At 71.0% G+C, this 22,857-nt stretch carries 19 protein-coding genes; 11 read left to right on the top strand and 8 right to left on the bottom strand.

The features are described from left to right. Positions 1-18: 18 nt before the first annotated feature. The 4 genes from U8525_RS25795 to U8525_RS25780 all read left to right on the top strand — a co-directional run bounded on the left by U8525_RS25795 (position 19) and on the right by U8525_RS25780 (position 3,305). A complete protein-coding gene (locus tag U8525_RS25795; protein ID WP_374269033.1) occupies positions 19-1,011 on the top strand; it encodes a cupin domain-containing protein in 993 nt (330 codons plus the stop codon). 52 nt (positions 1,012-1,063) lie between these two features. Next, entirely contained in the window at positions 1,064-1,909 is an 846-nt protein-coding gene (locus tag U8525_RS25790) for a hypothetical protein (RefSeq protein ID WP_374269031.1), read from the top strand. Between the two features lie 193 nt (positions 1,910-2,102). Continuing rightward, positions 2,103-2,405: a hypothetical protein gene (locus U8525_RS25785; protein ID WP_374269030.1), complete on the top strand. Its 303-nt coding sequence runs from the start codon at positions 2,103-2,105 to the stop codon at positions 2,403-2,405. A 54-nt stretch (positions 2,406-2,459) separates the two neighbouring features. After that, a complete protein-coding gene (locus U8525_RS25780; RefSeq protein WP_374269028.1) occupies positions 2,460-3,305 on the top strand; it encodes a hypothetical protein in 846 nt (281 codons plus the stop codon). A 4-nt stretch (positions 3,306-3,309) separates the two neighbouring features. Here U8525_RS25780 and nth read toward each other — a convergent pair whose 3' ends face one another. The 3 genes from nth to U8525_RS25765 are packed head-to-tail and all read right to left on the bottom strand — an operon-like array spanning position 3,310 to position 5,441. Then, on the bottom strand, positions 3,310-3,945 hold the full coding sequence (nth, locus tag U8525_RS25775) for an endonuclease III (RefSeq protein ID WP_374269026.1): 636 nt from the start codon (positions 3,943-3,945) through the stop codon (positions 3,310-3,312). Positions 3,946-3,955: 10 nt separating this feature from the next. Further along, entirely contained in the window at positions 3,956-5,122 is a 1,167-nt protein-coding gene (locus U8525_RS25770) for an iron-containing alcohol dehydrogenase (RefSeq protein WP_374269024.1), read from the bottom strand. A gap of 1 nt (position 5,123) precedes the next feature. Further along, on the bottom strand, positions 5,124-5,441 hold the full coding sequence (locus U8525_RS25765) for a putative quinol monooxygenase (protein WP_374269086.1): 318 nt from the start codon (positions 5,439-5,441) through the stop codon (positions 5,124-5,126). Positions 5,442-5,528: 87 nt separating this feature from the next. On the opposite strand from U8525_RS25765, the gene U8525_RS25760 reads away from it, so the two are divergent. Next, the gene (locus U8525_RS25760) at positions 5,529-6,422 is read left to right on the top strand and encodes a 1,4-dihydroxy-2-naphthoyl-CoA synthase (RefSeq protein WP_374269022.1); all 894 of its coding nucleotides are present in this window, start codon (positions 5,529-5,531) and stop codon (positions 6,420-6,422) included. Positions 6,423-6,428: 6 nt separating this feature from the next. On the opposite strand, the gene U8525_RS25755 is transcribed toward U8525_RS25760, so the two are convergent. Next, the gene (locus U8525_RS25755; RefSeq protein WP_374269021.1) at positions 6,429-8,492 is read right to left on the bottom strand and encodes a lipoxygenase family protein; all 2,064 of its coding nucleotides are present in this window, start codon (positions 8,490-8,492) and stop codon (positions 6,429-6,431) included. 288 nt (positions 8,493-8,780) lie between these two features. Between U8525_RS25755 and U8525_RS25750 the strand changes: the two genes are divergently transcribed. Together U8525_RS25750 and U8525_RS25745 are read left to right on the top strand one after the other, a co-directional pair. After that, complete coding sequence (locus U8525_RS25750) at positions 8,781-10,811, top strand: lipoxygenase family protein (protein WP_374269019.1); 2,031 nt, start codon at positions 8,781-8,783, stop codon at positions 10,809-10,811. Positions 10,812-10,832: 21 nt separating this feature from the next. Next, positions 10,833-12,251, top strand: a complete 1,419-nt coding sequence (locus U8525_RS25745) for a cytochrome P450 (protein WP_374269017.1) — start codon at positions 10,833-10,835, stop codon at positions 12,249-12,251. A 138-nt stretch (positions 12,252-12,389) separates the two neighbouring features. Here U8525_RS25745 and U8525_RS25740 read toward each other — a convergent pair whose 3' ends face one another. Both U8525_RS25740 and ada read right to left on the bottom strand, forming a co-directional pair. Continuing rightward, the gene (locus U8525_RS25740) at positions 12,390-13,091 is read right to left on the bottom strand and encodes a 2OG-Fe(II) oxygenase (RefSeq protein ID WP_374269015.1); all 702 of its coding nucleotides are present in this window, start codon (positions 13,089-13,091) and stop codon (positions 12,390-12,392) included. After that, positions 13,088-14,161, bottom strand: coding sequence for a bifunctional DNA-binding transcriptional regulator/O6-methylguanine-DNA methyltransferase Ada (ada, locus tag U8525_RS25735; RefSeq protein WP_374269013.1), 1,074 nt, complete (start codon positions 14,159-14,161; stop codon positions 13,088-13,090). The genes U8525_RS25740 and ada overlap by 4 nt, the downstream gene beginning before the upstream one ends. A 242-nt stretch (positions 14,162-14,403) precedes the next feature. On the opposite strand from ada, the gene U8525_RS25730 reads away from it, so the two are divergent. After that, complete coding sequence (locus U8525_RS25730) at positions 14,404-17,676, top strand: C45 family autoproteolytic acyltransferase/hydolase (RefSeq protein ID WP_374269011.1); 3,273 nt, start codon at positions 14,404-14,406, stop codon at positions 17,674-17,676. A 47-nt stretch (positions 17,677-17,723) separates the two neighbouring features. Here the strand turns inward: U8525_RS25730 and U8525_RS25725 are convergent, their stop codons facing one another. Then, positions 17,724-18,521, bottom strand: a complete 798-nt coding sequence (locus tag U8525_RS25725; RefSeq protein WP_374269009.1) for a hypothetical protein — start codon at positions 18,519-18,521, stop codon at positions 17,724-17,726. A gap of 224 nt (positions 18,522-18,745) precedes the next feature. Here U8525_RS25725 and U8525_RS25720 point away from each other — a divergent pair, with 224 nt between their 5' ends. The 3 genes from U8525_RS25720 to U8525_RS25710 are packed head-to-tail and all read left to right on the top strand — an operon-like array spanning position 18,746 to position 22,235. Beyond that, entirely contained in the window at positions 18,746-19,366 is a 621-nt protein-coding gene (locus U8525_RS25720) for a TetR/AcrR family transcriptional regulator (protein WP_374269008.1), read from the top strand. Position 19,367: 1 nt separating this feature from the next. Continuing rightward, on the top strand, positions 19,368-20,999 hold the full coding sequence (locus U8525_RS25715; protein WP_374269006.1) for a DHA2 family efflux MFS transporter permease subunit: 1,632 nt from the start codon (positions 19,368-19,370) through the stop codon (positions 20,997-20,999). A 3-nt stretch (positions 21,000-21,002) separates the two neighbouring features. Further along, positions 21,003-22,235: an HlyD family secretion protein gene (locus U8525_RS25710; protein WP_374269004.1), complete on the top strand. Its 1,233-nt coding sequence runs from the start codon at positions 21,003-21,005 to the stop codon at positions 22,233-22,235. 139 nt (positions 22,236-22,374) lie between these two features. Here U8525_RS25710 and U8525_RS25705 read toward each other — a convergent pair whose 3' ends face one another. Continuing rightward, entirely contained in the window at positions 22,375-22,857 is a 483-nt protein-coding gene (locus tag U8525_RS25705; RefSeq protein WP_374269002.1) for a GNAT family N-acetyltransferase, read from the bottom strand.

Here is a 22,857-nt window from a genome sequence, read left to right as displayed (position 1 = left end):
CCCCTTGAGACGACCGCCATGAAATACACGACCGAGCACCTGCTGAAGCCTGTCTCTCCGGACGCGTTCCTGCGGACCTACTTCGAGAAGGAGCGGCTGCTGATCCGCCGGGGAGACGCGGAGTACTATTCAGGCCTCTTCGGCATCGAGGAGATGGTGGCGTTCCTCCAGAAGGAGAACAACGCCTACCCCCACGTGCGGATGGTGAAGGACGGCCGCGAGACGTCGTACAACGAGTTCTCGTCCTCCATGTCGTTCAAGGAGTCCCGGATCAACTTCAACCATGTCATCAACCGGGAGCGCGTCTCGCGCTTGTTCCTGGAGCAGGGACACTCGGTGATTGTCTATCAGTCGCAGACGGCGCTGGACCCCATCCGGCGGTTCTGCGACGCGCTGGAGCAGGAGTGGCGGGTGCGGGTGCAGGCGAACCTGTACATGACGCCCGTGGGCGCCCAGGGCTTCACGCTCCACTACGACACGCACGATGCCTTCATCCTGCAACTGGAGGGGGAGAAGCGCTGGCGGCTGTATGACAGGCCCATCCACCTGCCCTTCGACGGCGAGCCGATGCAGAACCCGGAGCAGCACCGGCCCTCGCTGACCTGCGTGTTCGACGAGGTGCTGCGCAAGGGAGACCTCCTGTACGTGCCCCGGGGGCACTTCCATGACGTGAGCGCCACGGACGTGCATTCGCTGCACATGACGGTGGGGCTGCTGACCACCCCCTGGCAGGCGCTGTTCCGGCGGGTCGTGGAGCAACTGGAGAAGGAGGACTTCATGCGCGCCACCGTCCCGCTGGCGGTGTGGCAGCAGCGGGAGCTGGCGGCGTTCAAGGACGGGCTGAAGGCCGCGGTGATGGCGGGCCTGGACTCGAAGCTGGACGCGCTCGTGGAGGAGTACCTGGGCCGGCAGGCGGGAGGCAGCGCCTCCGCCGGAATCGACAGGCTGGCGCGGTCCTTCGCGGAGCAGGCGCGGCCGCGGCTCCGCGCGGTCGCCGCGGGGGGCGGGTGACATGGAGCGCGTCCCCGTCCCCACCCGGGTGTACCTCCAAGGAGGTCAGGTCATGCTCCAGACGGCGGAGCTGTCTCCCGCCGTCTATGAGGCGCCCTTCATGATCGACGGGGTCCGGCACGCGCTGGAGGCCGGAGGGGCGGGTCTTGGCTACCGGGCGTCGCCGGTGAAGGAGCTGCCGGAGGAGGGGGCGTTGCCGGCGGGGCTCATCTTCCACGTGTCGCGGTGCGGGAGCACGCTGGTGACCCAGATGCTGGGGACGCTCCCCCGGCTGCGGGCGGTGAGCGAGCCCGAGGTGCTGTCGTGCTACCTGCTGCATTGCGCGCAGGGCGCCTGGGCCTTCGACGCGGATGTGTTCCGCCGGCTGATCAAGGCCCTGGGGCGTGGGAGCGGGCGCTACGTCATCAAGTTCTCGTCATGGAACCTGCTGTTCCTGGACTGGATCCGGGGCGCGCTGCCGGACGTGCCCTGGGTGTTCCTGACGCGTGACGCGACGGAGGTGATGGCCTCCAACTTCCGCGAACCGTCCGCGCCCCTGCGGTGGTACCGGAGCGGCGACCCGAGGTTCAAGGCGTGCTTCCCGGATTGGGCCGGTGAGGCCCGGGGCGCGCCGGAGTCCTTCTTCGCGTGGTGTCTGGCGCGCTACGCGCAGGCGGCGCGGCGGCACGTGGGCCCCCAGGGCTTGTGGGTGGACTACGCGCAGCTGCCCGGCGGGGTGTCCCGTCACATCCTGTCCCACTTCGGTCTGGAGGCGGATGCGTCGCAGCGGGCGCGGATGGAGGAGAAGGCCCGCTATCGGTCGAAGGGGAACACCCGGGAGGCGTTCGTGCCCGACGGCGAGGCGAAGCGGGCGGAGGCCACGGACACCCTCCGGGAGGCCGTGCGGCGCTGGCTTTGAGCGCGGGAGCTGCGCGCTCCACCCCGCACTTCGCGGCGCCACGCGGAGCCGGCCGCCTCCCACGAGGCCCGGGGGCGGGGGCTGACAGGCGAGCTTCACCCCGGGGCCTTCCGTGCGGAGAGGCGGGACTTCGTCCGGAAGCGGGCATGCCTACGTTTCATCCCAGAGGGCCGGGACCCTCGGGGAGACGACCATGGGGACACGCCACTTCAACGGGCTCGTCGTGCTGGGGGTGATTGGGACGGTGGGCTTCACCACGGGGTGCAATGAACGTCAGCAGCAGGCCGTCAACGAGAACGCCCGGCAGGCCGGGCAGGAGGTAGGCGAGGCGGCCAGGGACGTCCAGCACGGCGCCAGCCGGGCCGCGCAGCGCGTCCGCGAGTCCGGCCACGAGGCCGCCCAGGGCTTCCGGGAGGGCGTGGGCGGCTCGGGCAGCTCGACTTCCCAGGAACACCCGGCCGCTCCCGATGGCGGCGCGCCCACCCAGGAGCGCTGAAAGACGGCCCGGTCCTGGCCCGCCCTGGCCCGCCGGTGTGTTTGAATGTGGACCATGGGTGTGGCTCCATCCCTCCAGGGTCCTCGGCCGTCGCTGCTCCGTGTGTCGTGCCTGTTGCCATGCCTGCTGACGGCGGCGTGCGTGACGACGGGGGAGGCGACGCGCGCCCTCACGCTGGAGGACAAGTGCGAAGGCGGGAGCGCCTCCTCCTGCGAGACCTGGGGGCAGCAGCTCGCGATGGAGCACCGCACGGAGGAGGCGGACCGGGCCTTCGGGCGCGCGTGCTCGCTGGGCTCCACGTCCGCCTGCCTGAAGCAGGGCCGGGACCGGCTGTCGCGCGGAGACCTGGACGGCGCGGAGCCGCCCCTGCGCAGGGCGTATGACGAGGAGTCGGAGGAGGCCACGCTGGCGCTCGCGGACCTCCAGGACGCGCGCGGGGACGCGGCCGGCGCGGCGCACTTCCGCTACGAGGCGCTGGCCATCGACAAGTCGACGACGGAGTTCGCGCTCGGCTGGCGCGTCCCGTTCGACGGCGGCATGGGCCTGGCGCTGGACGTGAACGTGCAGCCCATGGGGCTCAAGGCGCGGCGGCTGACGCTGGGCCTCAACGTGAGCGCGGACCCGAAGCGGGCGTCGCTCAACGCCACCGTGGGCTATCAGCACTTCGTGACGAACTGGTTCGCGCCCTATGCCCGGGCGCTGGTGGGCCCGTACCTGGACGTGGAGAACTCGCGGCGCAACCCCATCAACCTGGGCGCCGAGGTGGGCATGAAGGTCTTCGCGGGCCCCATCGGCCACCTGGGCACCGGGTTCGGCACCTCCCTGGACGGCTCCACCTACTACTTCCTCGAAGCCGGGCTGGACTGGGTGCTGACGCTGGTGGTGCTCGGGCACCTGTGACGGCTCAGGCCACGCCCAGCTTGGGGCACACGTCGTCGAGGAGGCACTCCGCGCACCTGGGCTTCTTGGCCACGCAGGTGTAGCGGCCGTGCAGGACGACGGCGGGGCCGAAGAAGGTCCAGTCGTCCCGGGGCACCAGCTTCATCAGGTCCGCCTCGATGGCCTCGGGCTTCTCCTGCTTCGTCAGTCCGAGGCGCTGGCTGACGCGGGCCACGTGCGTGTCCACGATGATGCCGGAGGCCTGCTGGAACGCGGTGTTGAGCACGACGTTGGCCGTCTTGCGCGCCACGCCGGGCAGCGCCACCAGGTCCTCCATGCGCGGCGGCACCTGGCCCTGGTGGGCGTCCAGCAGCGCGCGGCTCATGGCCTGCACCGTCCTGGTCTTCTGCTTGAAGAAGCCGGTGGGCTTGAGGTCCTCCTCCAGCTCCGCGGTGTCCGCGTCCGCGAGCGCCTGGGGCCCGTCGTACTTCTTCCACAGCTCGGCGGTGACGCGGTTGACGCGCTCGTCCGTGCACTGCGCGGCGAGGATGGTGGCCACCAGCAGCTCGAAGGGGGTGCTCCAGTTCAGCTCGTACTTCGCGTCGGGATACTTCTCGCGCAGGCGTTCGAGCACGACGGGGACGAGGGCGGCGGGTTTCATGGCAGGGTCCTCACATCGACCGTTCGACGAGCGCCGTCAACTCCGCGTCCGTGAGCGGCAGCGGGTTGCCCTTCATGCTGCTGGCGGCGCGGGCCTTGACGACGAGTCCGGGCACGGCCGCGTCGGTGAGGCCCAGGTCGCGCAGGCCCCGCAGGCGCACGGCGTGGACCAGGTCCTTCACCCAGGCGATGCCGTCCTCGGCGCGGGCGTGGGGCTGGCCGGTGAGCAGCACCGCCAGCTCCTGGAAGCGGGGCAGGGCGGGGTGGTCCGGAGCGCGCGAGCGCAGCGCCTCCAGGTTCACCTCCAGCGCGGCCCCGAGCAGCGCGGCGCACAGCGCCCCATGGGCCGCGCCGAGCATCCCGCCCAGCGGCGCCGCGAAGCCATGCACCGCGCCCAGGCCCGCGTTGGCCAGGCACAGGCCGCCGAAGAGGCTGGCGAGGGCCAGGTCCTCGCGCTCCGCCGGGCCGGGGCCGTGGAGCACGGCCCTGCGCAGGGCGCGCGCCGAGCGCCGCATGCCTTCGCGAGCGAGCGCGTCCGTGAGCGGCTGGGCGCGGATGGACAGGAACGGCTCGATGAGCTGTGACAGCGCGTCCAGGCCGCCGGCCGCGAGCACGTCCGCGGGCGCGTGCTCCAGCAGGTCCGGGTCCACCAGGGCCACGCGGGGGAGCATCATCGGGCTGCGCAGGCTGGCCTTCACGCCGGCCTCCTTCGAGCCCAGCACCGCGTTGCGCGTCACCTCCGAGCCGGTGCCCGCCGTGGTGGGCACGGCCACGAACGGCAGCGACGGCTTCGTCAGGGCCTGGCCCCGGCCGATGACCTCCAGGTAGTCCAGCGGGTCTCCCCCGTTGGCGGCGAGCGCGGCGACGGCCTTGCCCGCGTCGAGCGCGCTGCCCCCACCGAGCGCGACGACGGCGTCACAGCCGGAGTCCACGGCGGCGGCGGTGCCTTCGCGCGCGAGGTCGACGGTGGGCTCGCCCGGGACGCGGAAGGCGGCGCAAGGGATGCCCAGCCGTTCGAGCCCGGCGCGGACGGGGTCGGCGCGAGCGGGGCTGGCGCCGGTGACGAGCAGGACCTTCCGGCCGCCGAGGCCTCGCACGAGGTCGGGGACCTCCTGGACGCGGCCCGGGCCGAAGAGGACGCGCGTGGCGGTGGCGAACTCGAAGGGGGCGGTGGACATGTCACCAGCCCGCGTCGTCGGGGAAGCGGTTGGCGTAGCGGCGGGCGGCGCGGGGCTCGGCCATCATGGAGGCGACGGTGTCACGCCAGGTGAGGTAGTGGGCGGTCTCCTTGTGCGCCGCGGGCGCGTCCGCGGTGCGGTAGGCCTCCACGAGGACGAAGCGGGTGGGGTCCTCGGTGTCCTGGCAGACGTCGAAGCGCGCGATGCCGGGCTCCTTCACGCTCTCCCGGGCGTTGGCGAGGGTGGCCTGGAGGAAGGCGTCGACGTGCTCGGGCAGCACGCGCACGTGGACATGGACGACGAGCAGGCTCGTGGGCATGGCGCGCACGGTAGCGCGGGCGTCTCCGAGCGGAAACCGCTAGGGTTCCGGGCCGTTCACTCTCCCCAGATTCGGAGCAGACAGCGCATGGTCTCGGAGCTCTTCGACGCGTCCCGCTGGCAGCCGGTGGAAGGCCACAAGTTCAAGGACATCACGTTCCACCGCGCGGTGGACCAGGGCACGGTGCGCATCGCGTTCAACCGGCCGGAGGTGCGCAACGCGTTCCGTCCGAGGACGGTGGACGAGCTGGCCCGGGCGCTGGAGGCCACGCGCTTCATGACGGACGTGGGCGTGGTGCTGCTGACGGGCAACGGGCCGTCGCCGAAGGACGGCGGCTGGGCGTTCTGCTCGGGCGGCGACCAGCGCATCCGCGGCAAGGACGGCTACAAGTACGAGCCCGGGGAGGACGCGGCGGATCCGGCGCGGCTGGGGCGGCTGCACATCCTGGAGGTGCAGCGGCAGATCCGCTTCCTGCCGAAGGTGGTCATCGCGGTGGTGCCGGGCTGGACGGCGGGCGGCGGGCACAGCCTGCACGTGGTCTGCGACATGACCATCGCGAGCAAGGAGCACGGGATGTTCAAGCAGACGGACGCGGACGTGGCCAGCTACGACGCGGGCTACGGCAGCGCGCTGCTGGCGCGGCAGGTGGGGCAGAAGCGGGCGCGGGAGATCTTCTTCCTGGGCCAGGCCTACACGGCGGACGAGGCGTTCCAGATGAACGCCATCAACAAGGCCGTGCCGCACAAGGACCTGGAGAAGGTGGCGCTGGAGTGGGCGGCGGAGATCAACACCAAGAGCCCCACGGCCATCAAGATGCTGAAGTACGCCTTCAACCTCCCGGACGACGGGCTCGTGGGCCAGCAGCTCTTCGCGGGGGAGGCCACGCGCCTGGGCTACGGCACGGAGGAGGCGCAGGAGGGCCGGGACGCGTTCGTGCAGAAGCGCAAGCGCGACTTCAAGCGGTTCCCCTGGACGTACTGAGGCCGCTCAGATGTTGATGCGGGAGCTGACCGTCCGGACGTCCAGCCCCAGGGCCGCGAACTCCGCGGCGTGGGCCCGGAGCAGCTCCAGCAGGCGGGGATGCACGTCCTCCTCTTCGTTGGACAGGATGAAGCCGTAGTTCGTCTTGGACAGCATCCAGGAGATCCACAGCATCTCCGTCGCCTCGTCAGGCGTCGGCGCGACGTCCAGGTCCTCCTCGGTGGACAGCGCGCCGCCCTTGCCCCAGCGCAGCCCCAGACACGTGTACAGGACCTCTCCCGCGTCGTCCCACTGGAGGTTGTTCGCCCAGGCGTGGCGGAACGTCGCGAAGAAGAGGACGTAGCGGCAGAGCTGCTTCAGCGCCTCGACCTCACCCGGCTGGGGCGCATCCGTCCGGGTCACGGCGCTCACGGCCTTCGCCGCGGGCTCCGCGACCTTCGCTCCCAGGTCCATGCGCTCCGAGCGCACGAACCACGGCGCGTCCCTCCCCGGCACCTTGGCGCGCAGGTAGCGGCACACGAACGCCGGCGCGGAGTGCGCGACCAGGTCGTCCGAGAACCGGCGCACCTCGTGCCACTGCGCCTCCACCGCCGCGCCGTGCTCCGCGAAGAACGCGTCGATGTGCTCCCCGAGCAGCTTCCAGAACAGCTGCCCCGCCCGCGCGTAGCGGTGGCCCTCGCTGACCGGCGGCGCGGGCGCGAAGCCCCTCCAGTCATAGCTGCCCATCAGGTGCTCCAGCCGCTGGCGGAGGCCTGCGTCCGTCAGCGCGCTGGCCCGCGTGATGTACCCCGTGGGCCCCACCAGGAACCCGGTGGCGGCGTGGTTGATCAGCACCACCTCGCGCAGGTGCGGCATGAGCAGCCAGCGCAAGGGGTTGCGCCGCAGGTTCCGGTGCGCGGCGATGGCGTACTGCTCCACGTTGAAGTGGCACTGCCCCAGGTGGTTGCCCAGCTCCACGTCCAGCGTCGCGCTCACGCGCGCCATCCGCTTCGCCGCCTCCCAGGCCGCGCCGTCCGCTGGCGTGTAGGTCCGGCGAGTCACCGGCGAGCCGGGCGCCGTCGCCCCGGGCTCCCGTATCCCCAGGATGATCCGCTGGGGCATCAGCCTGCCGTCCACCAGCCGCAGCCGGAGGTCCACGTCCGGCAGGCAGTGCACGCCGTCCTGCTCATAGGCGTTCCAGGGCAGATACAGCCGGAAGGCCCGCGCATCCCCGGGCGCCTCGGGGTCCCGGTCCAGGACGGTGGAGAACATCCCGTTGAGCAGCCGCTCCCCGAACCACGCATCGCTCCGCGAGGAGCCCGGTGACTCCCGCTCCATCCGGACCGTCATCGCCTCCGGATAGTCGGCCTGGATCCTCGCCAGGCTCGGCGCCTGCCCCAGCCGGATCTGGAGCTGGTGTCGCCGCTTCACCAGCTCGATGGGCGCGACGGCCTTGAGCATCGCCAGCGCGCGCCCTGGCGCGTACGCCGTGGGGGGCGTGCCCTCCTCCACCACGAGCAGCCGCGCCAACGGCGTCGACGGATCGTATTCCCAGTACGGCAGCCGCAGCGTTCCGAAGTCGTACTCCAGGCCGGCGTGGTCCTCCGGCCCCCGCTCGGAGCCGATGCGCCTCCACGTCTCCACCACGCGGCCGTCCTGCCGGAAGGTGTGCTGGGGTTCGAAGAAGCGCAGCTCCAGGTCTGGCAGGTCCCCTTCACCCGCGTCCGCCGGGTCGTAGTGGATCGCGAACGCACCGTCGGCGCCCGTGAAGGTCTCGCCCAGGAAGTCGTCCGGCGTGCCGAGGTCCCGGTCCCACAGCTCCACCTTGATGTGATGCAAGGGGATGGGGCCTTGCGGCCCGTCCTGCTCGAACATCAGCCGACCCGTGACGACGGCCGGGAGGGTCAACGGATCCCGCGACGCACGCGGCGCGCGCACGCGCCGGACCAGGTTGCGGCTGACCGCGAGCCGCTCCTTCAACCCCAGCCCCGCGTACCAGCGGGCCAGCTCCTCCGGCTCCAGGAGCGGCGGTTCCTCGGCCTTCGAGGCGAACCCCAGCGAGGTCAACAGGCGGCGCCACGCGGTCCGCATCAGCGCTGGGCCTCAATCGCAGTCGTGGTCGGGGACGACCCGAGCGGGGCCTTGCTGGAACCACCCACCCACAGGGGACGACCGGGAGCGCGCCTCATCGCGCCGGAAGGTACCACGGCCTCCTGGAGGACCGCCCTGTACTGGTTCCCGCCCGCGCCTGCGGTCCTCAGGGCGATCCACTATTGGCTCCAGGGAACGCGCGTGCGATCACCTGTGCCCCGCGAGTCGTGGCTTGTCCGCCGCGTCTTCAGCGGCATACCTTGGATTTGGCGTGCTAGTGGGGAATCCATGACCGTCGAATATACGCTGACGATTCGCACGAGCTCGAAGCTGGGGGCGGGAACGAACGCGGCCATCTCCGTGGTGCTGGTGGGCACCCAGGGAGAGAGTCAGCCGCACCTGTTGGACAAGCGCTTCCACAACGACTTCGAGGCCGGGGCGGTGGATGCCTATACCGTCAGGACCGAGGACCTGGGCGACCTGCTGCTGCTGCGCTTCTCCAACGCGGGCGGCGGCGTGGGGGGAGATTGGTTGCTGGACTCGGTGACGGTCACCGCGACGGGGAAGCACTGGTTCTTCCCGTACTACCGCTGGGTGCTGGCGAAGACGACCGCGGACGTCCTGGAGGGCACCGCCCGGCTGCCCCAGCAGGTCCAGCATGAGCGGGAGGAGGCCGCGCGGCATGAGCTGCTCCAGGCCCGTCAGCGCATGTACCCGTGGCGCCCCGCCGAGGCGACGGCGGGCCTGCCCGGCGCGCTCGACATCACGGAGGCGCGGCCGCTCCCCAAGGACGAGCTCTACCGGGGGCTGGTGGAGGGCAGCTACGAGGTCGTCATCGCGAAGACGCTGGCGGCCATCAAGCTGCACATGCCCGTGCTGAGCAAGGCGTGGAACGGCCTGGTGGACATCTTCGACTTCTTCAAGGGGCTTGAGCTGCCCAAGCTCGCCCAGCGCTGGCAGGACGACCTGGAGTTCGCGCGCCAGGCCATCCAGGGCATCAGCCCCGTCCACATCCAGTCCATCACCGCGCTGCCGGACGGCATGCCCGTGACGGACGACACCGTGAAGGGGCTGCTGTCTCCGGGCATGACGCTCGCGCAGGCGCTGGCCGGCAAGCGCGTGTTCCTCCTCGACTTCGGGATCCTGGGGGACGTGCCCATGTTCAAGAAGACCGACAAGGCGGGCGTCGAGGAGCGCCGGTGGGCGCCGCCCTCCCGGTGTCTGCTGTTCCTGGATGACGCGCAGCAGCTGCGGCCCCTCGCCATCCAGTTGGGCCGGGACCCGGCGCTGGACCCCGTGTTCACGCCCAACGACAGCCCGCACGACTGGCTGGCCGCGAAGATCTACCTGCGGTGCAGCGAGGGCAACACGCACCAGATGGTGGGCCACGCGCTGCGGACCCACTTCGTGGCGGAGCCGTTCGTCGTCGCGACGATGCGCAACCTCCCGGATCCGCACCCCGTCTACAAGCTGCTGCGCCGCCACTTCCGCTACACGCTGGCCATCAACGAGGGCGCGCGGAAGGGCCTGCTCGCGGAGGGCGGCGTGTTCGACGACCTCATCGCCACGGGCGGCCCCGACCAGGGACACCTGTTCCTGGGCAGGAAGGGGTACAAGGCCTGGAAGCTCGCGGACAACCGGCTGCGCCCGGACCTCGAGCGGCGTGGCGTGCTCGACCCCGCGGTGCTCCCGCACTACCCGTACCGGGATGACGCGCTGCTGCTGTGGGACGCCCTGGAGGAGTACGTGGGCGGCGTGCTGGGGCACTTCTACCCGTCCGACGAGGACCTGGTGCGCGACACCGACATGCAGCGGTGGTGGGAGGACCTCACCGCGCACGGCCTGCCCGTGGAGAAGCTGCCCTGCGCGGAGCTGAAGCGCGTGTCCGACCTCACGGACATCCTCACCACCGTCCTCTTCACGGTGAGCGTCCAGCACGCGGCGGTGAACTACCTCCAGTACGAGCACTACGCCTTCGTGCCCAACGCGCCGCTGTGCATGCGCCAGCCTCCGCCGCGCCAGAAGGGCGTCCTGGGGGAGAAGGACATCGAGGCGATGATTCCGTCCAAGACGCAGATGCTCTGGCAGGTGGCCGTGGGCCGCGCGCTGTCCAGCTTCGGGGACGACGAGGAGTACCTGCTCCACGAGAGCGGCTGGCGCGAGGACTACTTCCAGGAGCCGCAGCTCATCGCCATCCGCGACCGCTTCCACTCCCGGCTGCGCGCGCAGAGCGAGGCCGTGAAGGCGCGCAACGCGGAGAGCGCGGTGCCCTACACCGTGCTCCAGGCCGACCGCATCCCCTGCGGCATCACCGTCTAGCGCCGTCCGGAGACTCCTCCCGTGCCCAACGCCCTCTCTCGCGGCCTCTTCAACCTGTTCTTCGGCGCGAAGCGCAGACCGTTCGCGTCGCTGCCCGGTCCCCCGCCGGGGCTCCTCGGCACCGCCGGGGACTTCCTGGGGGCTTCGCCCTGGGACGTCTGCGCCCGCTATGGCCGCGAGTACGGCGGCGTCACCCTCATCTGGATGGGACCCAACCCCGGGCTGGTGCTCAACGACCCGGCGCTCATCGCGGAGGTGTACGAGTCCCCGCGCCGGGTGGAGTTCGAGAAGGGGAACATCAGCGAGCAGATCCGCCCGTCCACGACGGACGACACGGCCTTCACGGCGGAGCTGCGCGGAGCCTGGGTCCAGAAGCGCGCCCTGGAGCCCGGCGCGCAGCCCTGGGCCCCGGAGTGGCTGGCGGAGCAGGTGGGGCCCATGCAGGCGGCCATCTCCGAGTCCGTGGACGCGCTGCTGAAGCAGGACCGCATCGACTTCACGCCCGCGCTGCGGCGGCTGACGTTCGACGCGTTCTCGGTGGCCTCGGTGGGGGAGAAGCTGCCGGAGCAGGTGTTCGAGGACTTCATGCTGCTCGCGAGGGCGGCGGACGCGCGCATCCAGTCGAAGCTGCCGCTGAGGTTCGTGAAGCCTCCCAAGGACTTCGAGGCGGTGAAGGCGCGCTTCTACGGACACTTCGTGGACCGGATCCGCGAGGCTCGCAAGCGGCAGGACCCCCGCGCGGTGGACGTCATGTCCCGCTATCTGCGGGAGGCGCCGGGCATCGATGAGCAGGTGCTGGCGCACATGCTGGGGGGCACCTACTTCGGCGGGGCGTTCTCCTCCAGCGTCACGTTGGTGGGCGCGTTCCACCAGCTCAACAAATCCCCCGACGCGGACGCGCGGCTCGCCGCCGAGGCTGCTGCCCTGGTGGCGGACGGACCGCTGACGTCCCAGAGGCTGGAGGGCGCGAGGTGGGTGGAGGCGGTGGCGTATGAGGCGCTGCGCATCCTGCCGGCGGTCCGGGTGATGACGCGCACGCCTTCGAAGGATGCGCAGCTGGCCGGCGTCACCTTGCCGGCGGGTTCGATGATCATGATCTCGAACCAGCACCTGCACCGCGACCCGGCGCACTGGCCGGACCCGGACACGTTCAAGCCGGAGCGCTGGCTGGACGGAGGAACGACGCGGGACCCGCTGGGGAGCGGTCACTTCTTCCCGTTTGGCCGGGGTCCGCGCGCGTGCGTGGGCGCGGACTTCGCGATGACGTACCTGAAGACGGCGCTCGCGACGATGGCCTCCCGGGTGAAGGTCCACCTCGACTCGACGGAGCCCTTCGAGGAGGGCTTCTTCTTCGGCGTGGTGCTGCCCAAGGGCGTCACCGGGAGGCTGGTCGAGCGAGCAGCCCCGTCATCTCAGGACGTGCGCGCGCGGAGCGCCTAGCTCGCGTCGTGGAGTTGGAAGGTCGGCCCCGCACCCCAGACACTCCTGGGGCAGCGGCTTGGCCATGGCGTGGGCTCGACACTCGCGGCACCGTCGCGAGGACCCGGGCGGGGCTGTGCCCGAACCCAGCGGCCGGGGCTACGCCGCATCGTGGAAGATGATGCCCACTGCGTGGCGCATGCCGGCGCGCACGCGGCTGACGCCGTGCCGGAGGTTGACGCGGTACGTGCCCCGCGTGCCCTGGACGGGGCGGTGATGCACCGCGAAGACGACCGCGTCTCCCTTGCGCAGGGGGACGACCTCCGCTCGCGACTGCATCCGGGGACGCTGCTCGGTCATGAGGAACTCGCCGCCCGTGAAGTCTTGTCCGGGCTCGGAGAGGAGGATGGCCACCTGGAGCGGGAAGACCTGCTCGCCATACAGGTCCTGGTGCAAGCAGTTGTAGTCGTCCACGCCGTAGCGCAAGAGCAGCGGCGTGGGCCGAACCTGCCCGGCTTCATGGCAGCGCGTCAGGAAGTCCGCGTGCGCGTCCGGATACCGCACGTCGATTCCCATCGCCGTGTTCCAGCGGTTCGCGATGGGGGCCAGGCACGGGTACAGCGCCCCGCGCAGCTCCGTCACGATCTCCGGCAGCGGGTGGTCGAAGTATTTGTATTCACCCCGGCCGAACCCGTGCCGCGCCATCACCACCCGGCTGCGAAAGGCATCCTCCACGTCGTAGAGCAGCGCCAATGCCTCGCACTCGTCGGGAGTGAGCAGTTGCTCCAGCACCGCGCACCCACGGGCATCCAGCGCCCGACCCACGCGCTCCCAGTCCACCGCGCGACCCCGTCTCCTCACTGCTGCGCCTCCCGCTCGAGCAGCGCGCGCTTGCGCTCCACGCCCCACCGGTAGCCAGACAGCGCGCCGTCATTCCGCACCACCCGGTGGCACGGAATCGCCACCGCCAGCGCGTTCGCGCCGCACGCCTGCGCCACGGCCCGCACCGACTTCGGTGAACCAATCCGCTCCGCGATGTCCGTGTAGCTCGCCGTCTCCCCAGCCGGGATCTCCCGCAGCGCCTGCCACACGCGCTGCTGGAACGCCGTGCCTCGCACGTCCAGGGGCAGGTCCAGCCCCACGCGCGGCGCCTCCACGAAGCCCACGACCTTCGCCACCAGCTGCTCGAACGTCGCGTCCCCGCCCACCAGCGTCGCCCGCGGGAAGCGGTCCTGGAGGTCCCTGGCCAGCGCGTCCGGATCATCCCCCATCAGGATGGCGCACACGCCGCGGTCGCTCGCGGCCACCAGGAGGGGCCCCAGCGAGCACTCCGCGACCGCGAAGCGGATCTCCGTGTTCGCGCCCCCGGCGCGGAAGCTCGTCGGTGTCATGCCCAGGACCTGGCGGGAGGTTTCGTAGAAGCGACCGCTGGAGTTGAACCCGGCGTCGTAGATGGCCTCGGTGACGGAGCGGCGCTTCGCCAGCCCCGCGCGGATCCGCTCCGCCCGCTGCGCCGCCGCGTAGCCCTTCGGCGTCAGCCCCGTGACGGCCTTGAACACGCGGTGCAGATGGTAGGGCGACAGCCCCGCGCGCTCCGCCAGCTCCTCCAGGCTCGGCGGCTCCTCGGAGGCCTGGATGAAGCGGCACAGCTCGGCCACCCGGTCCGCGTGCTTCACGGCGAGCGAGGGCTCTCCCGGCTTGCAGCGCCTGCACGCGCGGAAGCCCGCCTGCTCCGCCGCCTCCACCGTCGCGTGGAACCCCACGTTCTCCGGGCGCGGCGTCCGGGCACCGCACGTCGGACGGCAGTAAACGCCCGTCGTCCGCACGGAGTAGAAGAAGCGCCCATCCGCCGCCGCATCCCGAGCGACGACCGCCGCCCAGCGCGGGTCGCCCACGGTCGCCGCCGCGAGGGCCTCCGTCTTCGTCGTCATGCCCTGCCTCCCTTCGAGTGCGGTCCCCATGACCACGAGCGAAAACCTAACCTCCGATTTTCAGGCCAGCACTCCGCGCCTTGCGGTCGAATTCGCATGGGCCATGGAGCAGGGCGTCATGGCGTGAAGCGCTCACCTCTCGCCAGGAGTGAACCGCTCGCCGTGTGCGCGCAATGCATGGCGGCACGCCCGCGCACGACGTGACAGGATGCCGCACCCTTTCTCCTCTCCCTGAGCAAGCCATGCCCCACCTGCGTCTGATGTGGAAGCGCTCCCGTCTGCTCTGGCCCACGCTGGTCGCGTGTGCCTCGGCCTCCGCATGGGCGGCCCCCGCGCGCATCGCCGTCCCCAACGCCGGCTTCGAGTCCGCCGCGCCCGACGGCCTGCCCCAGGGGTGGACGGCCTCCGGGCAGGGCAAGGTGTCCGCCCGCACCGACGCGAAGGCCGAGGGCAGCCGCAGCCTCGTCATCGAGAGCCCCCAGGGCGGCGCGGAGACCACCGTCGTGTCCGAGCCCGTGAAGCTCCAGGTGGGCCGCCTCTACCGGCTCTCCGCCTGGGTGCGCACCCAGGGCGTGCAGGCGGACGCGCAGGCCCGCTACCCCACGGCGCTGGGCGCGTGTCTGTCCATGCAGAGCTTCCCCTTCACCAACTGCTCGCCGCCGCAGGGCGCGGACCAGAGCGGCCGCGTGCAGGTGCTGTTCTTCGCCACCCAGTCCCATGACCGCGTGCGCGCGCACCTGGGCCACAACGGCAAGGCCACCGGCACCGCGTGGTTCGACGACGTCAAGCTGGAGGAGGTGGACGACATCACCGCGTACATCCCCATGGAGAGCGTGCGCTGGGCCGGCAAGGGCTTCCGTTACGACGACGGCGGCTGGGTGTACGTGCACATCGAGGGCGAGCCCTACGAGCGCGGCCGCCAGTACGGCGAGCTCGTGTCGCAGGAGATCGTCCGCTACATCGAGAAGCTCGGCATCCAGAAGGACAAGGCGGACACGGCGAAGGGCTGGGCGCAGGTGCGCCTGCTCGCGGACTCGCTGTTCCTGCGCCGCTTCGACCCCGAGTACCTGGAGGAGATGAAGGGCATCGCCGACGGCGCCAACGCGGGCGGCGCGAAGCTCAAGGGCCCGGACGGCAAGGCGCGCGACCTGGACGTGCTGGACGTCGTCGCCATCAACTCCGCCGTGGACCTGGGCCAGTTGGACGAGGCCAACCGCGTCACCGCGTCCCCGCTCACCGGCCGCACCTTCCTCAAGGGGGAGGACGAGAACGGCAGGGCGGGGGAGGGTGACCACTGCTCGTCCTTCGTGGCCACGAAGTCCGCGACCCGGGACGGCCGCGTCGTCATGGGGCAGATCTTCATGTGGAACGGCTACACCGGCGTCCACTGGGACGTGGTGCTGGACGTGCAGCCCACCAGGGGCCACCGCTTCGTGATGCAGACCTTCCCCGGCGGCATCCACAGCGGCTCCGACTGGATGCTCAACGACGCGGGCATCGTCATCGGCGAGACGACGGTGGGCCAGACGCCCTTCAACATCGACGGCACCCCGCAGAGCAACCGCATCCGCAAGGCCGTGCAGTACGCGAGCTCCATCGACGACGTGGAGCGCATCCTCAAGGACCGCAACAACGGCCTCTACACCAACGACTGGACGCTCGCGGACACCAAGACGGATGAGGGCGCGTGCCTGCTGCTGGGCACCGCGAAGACGCGCCTGTGGCGCACCGGCAGCAAGGGCAAGGCCGCGGACACGCCCGGAAACCTCAAGGACTTCATCTGGGCCAACAACAACAACCGCGACCCGGAGGTCCGCAAGGAGTCCGTGCCCAACGCGAGCAACGCCCCCGTGGACCTGGCCTTCAGCACCTGGAACCGCGACATCGCCTTCCAGGAGGCCTACGCCAGGTACGGCAAGGGCGGCTTCGACGTGGACAGCGCCACGCGGATGATGGCCTCCAGCCCCATCAACCGCCCCCACGCGTGCGACGGGAAGATCACCACCTCGGAGATGACCGAGAAGCTGATGTTCCTGGCCCACTACGGCAAGACGACGCTGCGCGAGAAGATGGTGGGCGGCCGCTGGATTCCCGACCTGCCCGGCGCCACGCCGCACCTGTCCCTGGGCTATACGGCCTTCAGCCCCATCTACGTGGCCGAACAACTGAAGGCCGCGAAGGCGAAGCAGAAGCCGGAGCCCAAGGTGGACACGCCGAAGCGCGACTTCGCCCGGGTAAAGGACGCGCTCACCTTCGACGAGAAGAGGCTCTGGTCCAACACGGTGTTCCCCGCGACGGACGGGGACAACTGGTTCGGCAGCGGGTCGGCCGCGTACTGGCGCCAGCTCAAGGAGCTGCCGGAAGGGGAGGACCTCTCCAAGGCCTTCGACGCCCAGCGCGACGCGCTCGCGGAGCTCAACGCCCGCTACCTGTACGTCACGGCCCGCGAGGGCGACGTGGTGCCCACCGCCGCGCGCACGGACTACGGCCGCTACGGCACGTACGCGGTGCCTCGCATCAAGGGCACGTACCTGCTGCACCAGCTGCGGCTCATCCTGGGCAACGCGAGGTTCGCCAAGGTGATGGACGCGGTGCACACGAAGTTCGCGAACAAGAAGCTGACCACCCAGGACTTCATCCGCGCCGCGTCGGAGGCCTCGGGCCAGGACGTGGGGCCGCTGGTGAAGCAGTGGGTGGAGCGCGGGGGGCTGCCCGCGCCGCGCCTCACCTCGCGCGCCCAGAAGGCCAGGGAGGGCTACGAGGTGACGCTCAAGGTGGACCAGTCCGGCGCGCCCTGGCGCTTCGCCACGCTGGTGGAGGTGCAGACGGAGAAGGGCGCCGTGCTGGAGCGCGTGGAGGTGAAGGGCGGGAGCGACACCTTCACCGTGAAGGTCGCGGACCGGCCGGTGCGCGTGGTGTTCAACGTGGGCAACGACATCCCCGTGGCCCGCGAGCGCTACCAGACCCTGGCCAACACGCTGGATGACTGGGACAAGCTGCTCTTCGTGTACGGCTCCGCGCGCCAGGTGGAGTCCATGCGCACGCTGGCGACGAACTACCGCGAGCAGCTGGCGGACGCGTCCCCGGAGCGGCTGGCCCCGCTCAAGCCGGACGCGGAGGTGACGGACGCCGAGCTGGCGGACCGCGACCTGGTCGTCTTCGGCGGCCTGGAGGACAACGGGCTGCTGGCGCGCCTCCAGGCGGAGAAGAAGCTGCCGGTGGAGCTGGGCCGGCGCTTCTTCCGCTGGCAGGGCAGGACGTATGGCCGCTCGGATGACGGCCTGGCGCTGGCGCTGCCCAACCCCTGGAACCCGAAGCGGACGCTGTACCTCTTCGTCGCCAACAGCGGCCTGGAGCTGTGGCACATGACGCGCTCGTTCCAGCGCGGCCTCCAGAGCTGGGCCCTGTTCCGCGCCGGCGAGGTGAGCGCCAAGGGCTTCCACGCCACCGAGCACCTCACCCAGGAGCTGTCCGTGGACCTGCCCGCCCCCAAGCTGGGCATGGCCACTCCCTGACGGGCGGGGGCGGGGCGGCTCCCACGCGCGGGGAGCCGCCAGCGCTCCTAGTCCTTCTTCTCCAGGACCGTGGTGGTGACCGGGTCCCCGCCGAACGCGTCCTTCCACGACTTGTGGAAGGTGTCGTCGGCGGCGGGGTTGGTGCTGTACTTCTTGAAGTCAGGCGTGTGCTGCCGCTTCTCCGCCTTGGCGCTGCCGTCGGACCACACGTGCATGGTGAGGCGGTCATTGCCGTCCGAGCCCCAGACCCCCTCCGCGTGGTGGCGGGCCCCGCTGTCCACCTCCTTCTCCCGCACGATGACGAAGGCCTCGCCCTTGCCCGGCGCGGCGTTGTCATCGACGGCCCCCGCTGCCTGCCCGCGGGCCTTCTTCACGGCGGCGATGTTGTCCCGAGCCGAGCCTCCAAAGGCATCCCCCGTGACCTTCTCCCGGCTGTAGTCCTCCTCGAAGGGCTTGAGCTGCTTCTGGTGCATGACCTCCTCGGCGGTGTTCAGGCAGTCCCGCGTGGTGCTCCCGGGCTTCGCCCGGTACTCCTCGAAGGTGTCGCCGCCGTCCTGGTAGCGCTTGCCCGTCCTCTCCGCGAAGGCCGCGGGCGGCGGCGTCGAGGCCCGCTCCGTCCCCTTCGCCTCGCGGACGAGGACCTTCATGGGGGCGCCATCGCTGAGCTGGTACTTGCCGCTCTCCGTGCGCTTGAAGCCCGGGGGAGGTGGCTCCGCGAGGGCTGTCTGTCTGGAGGACCGCGTGCGCTGCCCTTCGAGAGGGTTGTGGCGCTGAGTGGAGGTGGTGGACGGCGTCCGGATGGGACCGCCGCCTGCGTTGGGCCGGCTGGAAACGCCTCGGGGCATGGGCACTCCTGAGAGGAATTGACGGGACGCAATCCTAGAGGCCTTGCCTTCGCAGGCCGTCCTGCCCTGCAAGGCATTGCATGCTTCTGGACGTCCGCCGGGAGGGCGCCCGTGGGCCCCCCGTGTGGAGACCAGCCTTACTGCCCTTCGTTCGCCCGCTCTCCCGCTTCAGACCCCGGTCCATTTGACTCCTGTGGGGAGATGGTGAAATCTCCCTTCAGGAAATGAATCGGGATTCAAAATCTGAGGCGCCCGTCAAACGGCTGCGCTCGCGCCTGAAGGAAGCCACCGCTGACGCCATCCTGTCGGCGGCCGCGGAGGTGTTCGCCCGCGACGGCCTGCACGCGGCGAAGATGGAGTCCATCGCCGAGCAGGCAGGCGTGTCGGTGGGGACGCTCTACAACCACTTCACCGACCGCGCGGCCCTGCTGGACGCGCTGCGCGCGAAGCGCCGGCAGGTGATGCTGGACCGGCTGGACGCGGCCCTCGCCCCCGTCGCGGAGCGGCCCGCGCGTGAGCAGCTCCGCGCCTTCGTGACGGCGCTGTTCGCCCATATCGCCGAGCGCGACGCGTTCGTGCGCGTGCTGGTGCAGCTGCCGGAGGATCCCGCGCGCAAGAGCCGCATCCTGGCGGAGCTGGGCCGGCGCGTGACGGTCATCGTCGACCGGGGCATCCAGGCCGGGGAGCTCCGCGCGGAGGGGCGCGCGCTCTATCCGACCCTCCTGATGGGAATGGTGCGCGGCGCGCTGGACCGCCTGCGCGAGGACGCCGCCGCGAACCCTCCGGCGACCGCCTGGGCGGAGGAGATCCTCCGCGTCTTCTTGAAGGGCATCGAGGTCCACTGACATGGCGACAGCGGTCGCAACACCGGAGGTCCTGGCGCCAGCGGCGCCCAGGGCCCCCGTCAACAAATGGCTCGTCACGCTCTCCGTGACGTTCGGCACGCTGATGGGCGCCATCGACTCGTCCATCGTGAACGTGGCGCTGCCGCAGATCCGCGGCGCGGTCGGCGCCACGGTGCAGGAGATCACCTGGGCCACCACCGGCTTCGTCATCGCCACGGTGATGGTGATGCCGCTCACGGGCTTCCTGGGCCGCATGTTCGGTCAGAAGCGCGTGTACCTGGCGTGCCTGGTGCTCTTCGTCGCGGGCTCGTTCCTGTGCGGGCTCGCGTGGAACCTGCCCACGCTGGTGCTCTTCCGCTTCCTCCAGGGCCTGGGCGCCGGCGCGCTCCAACCCACCGAGCAGGCCATCCTCCGCCAGACGTTCCCCCCGAAGGAGCAGGGCACCGCGATGGCCATCTTCGGCATGGCCGTGATGGTGGGCCCGGCCATTGGCCCCACGCTGGGCGGCTACATCGTGGACAACTGGCACTGGTCCTGGATCTTCTTCATCAACGTGCCGGTGGGCATCCTGGGCTTCTTCATGGTGGCCCGCTTCGTCCAGGAGGACGAGCAGCTGCGCGCCACCGCGCGCCAGGAGGCCGAGAAGCAGCGCAAGCACATGGACTGGGCCGGCATCACGCTGCTCTGCATGGGCCTGGCCACGCTCCAGTACTTCCTGGAGGAGGGACAGGCGGATGACTGGTTCGAGTCCCCCGTCATCGTCATCTGCGCGCTCATCTCCGCCACGTGCCTCATCGCCTTCATCATCCGCGAGCTGACCGCGGAGGCGCCCGCGGTGAACCTGCGGCTGTTCAAGGACCCGGTGTTCGCGTCCGGCACGCTGCTGGGCGCGCTGGTGTTCGCGGTGCTCATGGCCAGCATGTTCCTGCTGCCGGTGTTCATGCAGGAGCTGCTGGGCTTCACCGCGACGCAGTCCGGCTTCTCGCTGATGCCGCGCACGCTGGTGATGATGTTGATGATGCCCATCGTGGGGCGGCTGTACGGCAAGGTGCCGGCGCGCGTCCTGGTGGGGGCGGGCATCGTGTTCGCGGGCTTCGGCGCGTATGAGATGAGCCACTTCTCGCTCGCGACGGGCTCCAACAACATCATCGCGGCCATCGCGCTGCAGGGCGTGGGCTTCAGCCTGATGTTCGTGCCCCTCAGCGCCACGGCGCTCGGCAGCATCCCGCGCGAGCGCATGGCGGACGCGACGGGCCTCAACTCCCTGCTGCGTCAGATTGGCGGGTCCGTGGGCCTGGCCATCTTCACCACGCTCCTGTCGCGCTACACCGTGCTGTCCAAGGCCTCCATCGCGGCGCACCTGAACCCGGAGCGGTGGGAGGTGGCCAGCCGCATGGCCGCCACCCAGAAGGGGCTCATGCAGCACGGCCTGGACGCCGCGAGCGCCAGCATGGCCAGCCTCCAGATGATGGTGGGCAACGTGTCGCGGCAGGCCATGGTGCTCGCGTTCGACAAGCTCTTCGTATTGGCGGCGCTGATGTTCGTGGTGGTGCTGCCGCTCATCTACTTCCTCAAGGACCCCACGAGCGTCGGGGGCTCCCACGAGAAACCGCACATCGACGTGGAGATTTAAGACATGGCAACGACAACGACGGCTCCCCAACTGGTCCCCGAAGCGGCGCCCGCGCCCGCCGCCGCGGCACAGGCGAAGCGCGGCAAGCGGGGCTTCCTCATCCTCGGGGGTGTCGTGGCCGCCCTCGTGCTGGGCATCGGCGGCTTCAAGGTCCTCACGGCCGGGCAGGAGTCCACCGACGACGCGCAGGTGGAGGCGGACGTGGTGCCCCTGGCCGCGCGCGTGTCCGGCCCCGTGGTGAAGGTGGCGGTGGTGGACAACGCCACCGTGCACGCGGGCGACGTGCTGCTCCAGATCGACCCGCGCCCCTATGAAGCGCGCGTGAAGCAGGCGGAGGCCGAGCTGGAGTCCGCGCGCGCCCAGGCGGCCGCGGCGGACGCCCAGGCCACGGTGGCGGCGGCCGGCGCGAAGGGCGGCCTGTCCAGCGCGAAGGCGCTCGTGTCCACGAGCACGTCCGCGGTGAGCAGCGCCGAGGCGCAGGTGGCGGCGGCCCGCGCGGCCCTGACGCGCGCGGAGGCCCAGGCCCGCAAGGCCACGCTGGACCTGGAGCGGGCGCGGAGCCTGCGCCAGCAGAACGTGGTGGCGCAGAGCGCGCTGGATGACGCGCAGACGGGCTACGACACGGCGCAGGCCGCGCTCGAGGGCGCCCGCGCGCAGCTCGCGATGGCCGAGGAGGGCCGGCGCTCCGCGGAGAGCAAGGTGGCGGAGGCGAAGGGCCAGCTCGACGTGAGCGCGCCCATCGACGAGAAGATCGCCGCCGCCCAGGCCAACGCGGCGCTGGCGCACGCCCGGGTGAAGGGCGCGGAGGCCGCGCTCGATCAGGCGAAGCTCCAACTGGAGGACACGCGCATCGTCGCCCCGGCGGACGGCCAGGTGTCCAAGCTGTCCGTGCACGCGGGCCAGCTGCTCACCCCCGGCCAGTCCGTGGCGGAGCTGGTGCCCACGACGACCTACGTGGTGGCCAACTTCAAGGAGACGCAGGTGGGCCACATGAAGCCCGGGCAGCGCGTGGAGGTGGAGCTGGACGCCTTCTCCGGTGAGAAGCTGGAGGGCCGGGTGGAGAGCCTCTCCGGTGGAACGGGCTCGCGCTTCTCCCTGCTCCCGCCCGACAACGCTTCCGGCAACTTCGTGAAGGTGGTGCAGCGCGTGCCCGTGCGCATCAGCTGGGTGCACCCGCCGGAGGGCCTGGCCCTGCGCGCCGGCCTCTCCGCGGACGTGACGGTGCACACGAAGTAGGCCCCCGCCGGAGCCCCACACCCCCAGCGCCGCGGCCCGAAAGGGACGCGGCGCTGCTTCGTGCCGGGAGGGCTGCGCGCCCGCGCTCCCACGCCTCGCGGGGGCGGCAATCGCCCGTGCGAGGGACGGGGGGCCGCCGTCAGAGCGTGGCCACCATCTCCACGTCCGCGCGCGAGTAGCCCGTCTCTCGCGATACCTCCGGGCCGGTGCGCGTGGTGACGAAGCCGTGCTTGCGGTACAGGCCCAGCGCGGGCCCCAGCGCGCTGTTGGTGACGAGGTACATCCGCTTCGCGCCGCGCTCACGGGCCGTGGCCAGCGCGGCCCTCATCAGCGCGTCGCCCAGGTCGCGGCCCCTCGCCTCCGGGGCCACCGCCATCTTGCACAACTCGAACGTGTCCGCGTCCTCGCGCCTGAGCGCGCAGGTGCCCAGCACCTGCCCGTCCACGAGCGCGAAGAACACCTCGCCCCCCGCCGCCACGAACATCCCGTGCGGATCCGCGAACGAGGCCTCGTCCGAGCCCTCGACGCGGAAGTCCTTCTCGATCCACTGCCGGTTGAGCCGCTCGAAGTGCTCGCGCAGGTCCGGCCGATAGGGGACGACCTCGACGGAGGCAGGGGCCAT

It is taken from the genome of Corallococcus sp. RDP092CA (assembly GCF_041903675.1).
In the GTDB taxonomy this organism is placed as follows: Bacteria; Myxococcota; Myxococcia; order Myxococcales; family Myxococcaceae; genus Corallococcus.
The sequence above is the reverse complement of the archived record's forward strand: the minus strand, read 5'-3'. Positions and strand labels throughout refer to the sequence as shown.

What these genes read in the sequence shown, in the direction of transcription:
- U8525_RS25785 (WP_374269030.1), top strand. Translation starts at nt 2,103, where the DNA reads ATGGGGACACGCCACTTCAACGGGCTCGTCGTGCTGGGGGTGATTGGG.
- U8525_RS25780 (WP_374269028.1), top strand. Translation starts at nt 2,460, where the DNA reads ATGGGTGTGGCTCCATCCCTCCAGGGTCCTCGGCCGTCGCTGCTCCGT.
- U8525_RS25765 (WP_374269086.1), bottom strand. Translation starts at nt 5,441, where the DNA reads ATGCCCACGAGCCTGCTCGTCGTCCATGTCCACGTGCGCGTGCTGCCC.
- nth (WP_374269026.1), bottom strand. Translation starts at nt 3,945, where the DNA reads ATGAAACCCGCCGCCCTCGTCCCCGTCGTGCTCGAACGCCTGCGCGAG.
- U8525_RS25795 (WP_374269033.1), top strand. Translation starts at nt 19, where the DNA reads ATGAAATACACGACCGAGCACCTGCTGAAGCCTGTCTCTCCGGACGCG.
- U8525_RS25770 (WP_374269024.1), bottom strand. Translation starts at nt 5,122, where the DNA reads ATGTCCACCGCCCCCTTCGAGTTCGCCACCGCCACGCGCGTCCTCTTC.
- U8525_RS25720 (WP_374269008.1), top strand. Translation starts at nt 18,746, where the DNA reads ATGAATCGGGATTCAAAATCTGAGGCGCCCGTCAAACGGCTGCGCTCG.
- U8525_RS25715 (WP_374269006.1), top strand. Translation starts at nt 19,368, where the DNA reads ATGGCGACAGCGGTCGCAACACCGGAGGTCCTGGCGCCAGCGGCGCCC.
- ada (WP_374269013.1), bottom strand. Translation starts at nt 14,161, where the DNA reads ATGACGACGAAGACGGAGGCCCTCGCGGCGGCGACCGTGGGCGACCCG.
- U8525_RS25730 (WP_374269011.1), top strand. Translation starts at nt 14,404, where the DNA reads ATGCCCCACCTGCGTCTGATGTGGAAGCGCTCCCGTCTGCTCTGGCCC.
- U8525_RS25705 (WP_374269002.1), bottom strand. Translation starts at nt 22,857, where the DNA reads ATGGCCCCTGCCTCCGTCGAGGTCGTCCCCTATCGGCCGGACCTGCGC.
- U8525_RS25760 (WP_374269022.1), top strand. Translation starts at nt 5,529, where the DNA reads ATGGTCTCGGAGCTCTTCGACGCGTCCCGCTGGCAGCCGGTGGAAGGC.
- U8525_RS25710 (WP_374269004.1), top strand. Translation starts at nt 21,003, where the DNA reads ATGGCAACGACAACGACGGCTCCCCAACTGGTCCCCGAAGCGGCGCCC.
- U8525_RS25755 (WP_374269021.1), bottom strand. Translation starts at nt 8,492, where the DNA reads ATGCGGACCGCGTGGCGCCGCCTGTTGACCTCGCTGGGGTTCGCCTCG.
- U8525_RS25725 (WP_374269009.1), bottom strand. Translation starts at nt 18,521, where the DNA reads ATGCCCCGAGGCGTTTCCAGCCGGCCCAACGCAGGCGGCGGTCCCATC.
- U8525_RS25790 (WP_374269031.1), top strand. Translation starts at nt 1,064, where the DNA reads ATGCTCCAGACGGCGGAGCTGTCTCCCGCCGTCTATGAGGCGCCCTTC.
- U8525_RS25750 (WP_374269019.1), top strand. Translation starts at nt 8,781, where the DNA reads ATGACCGTCGAATATACGCTGACGATTCGCACGAGCTCGAAGCTGGGG.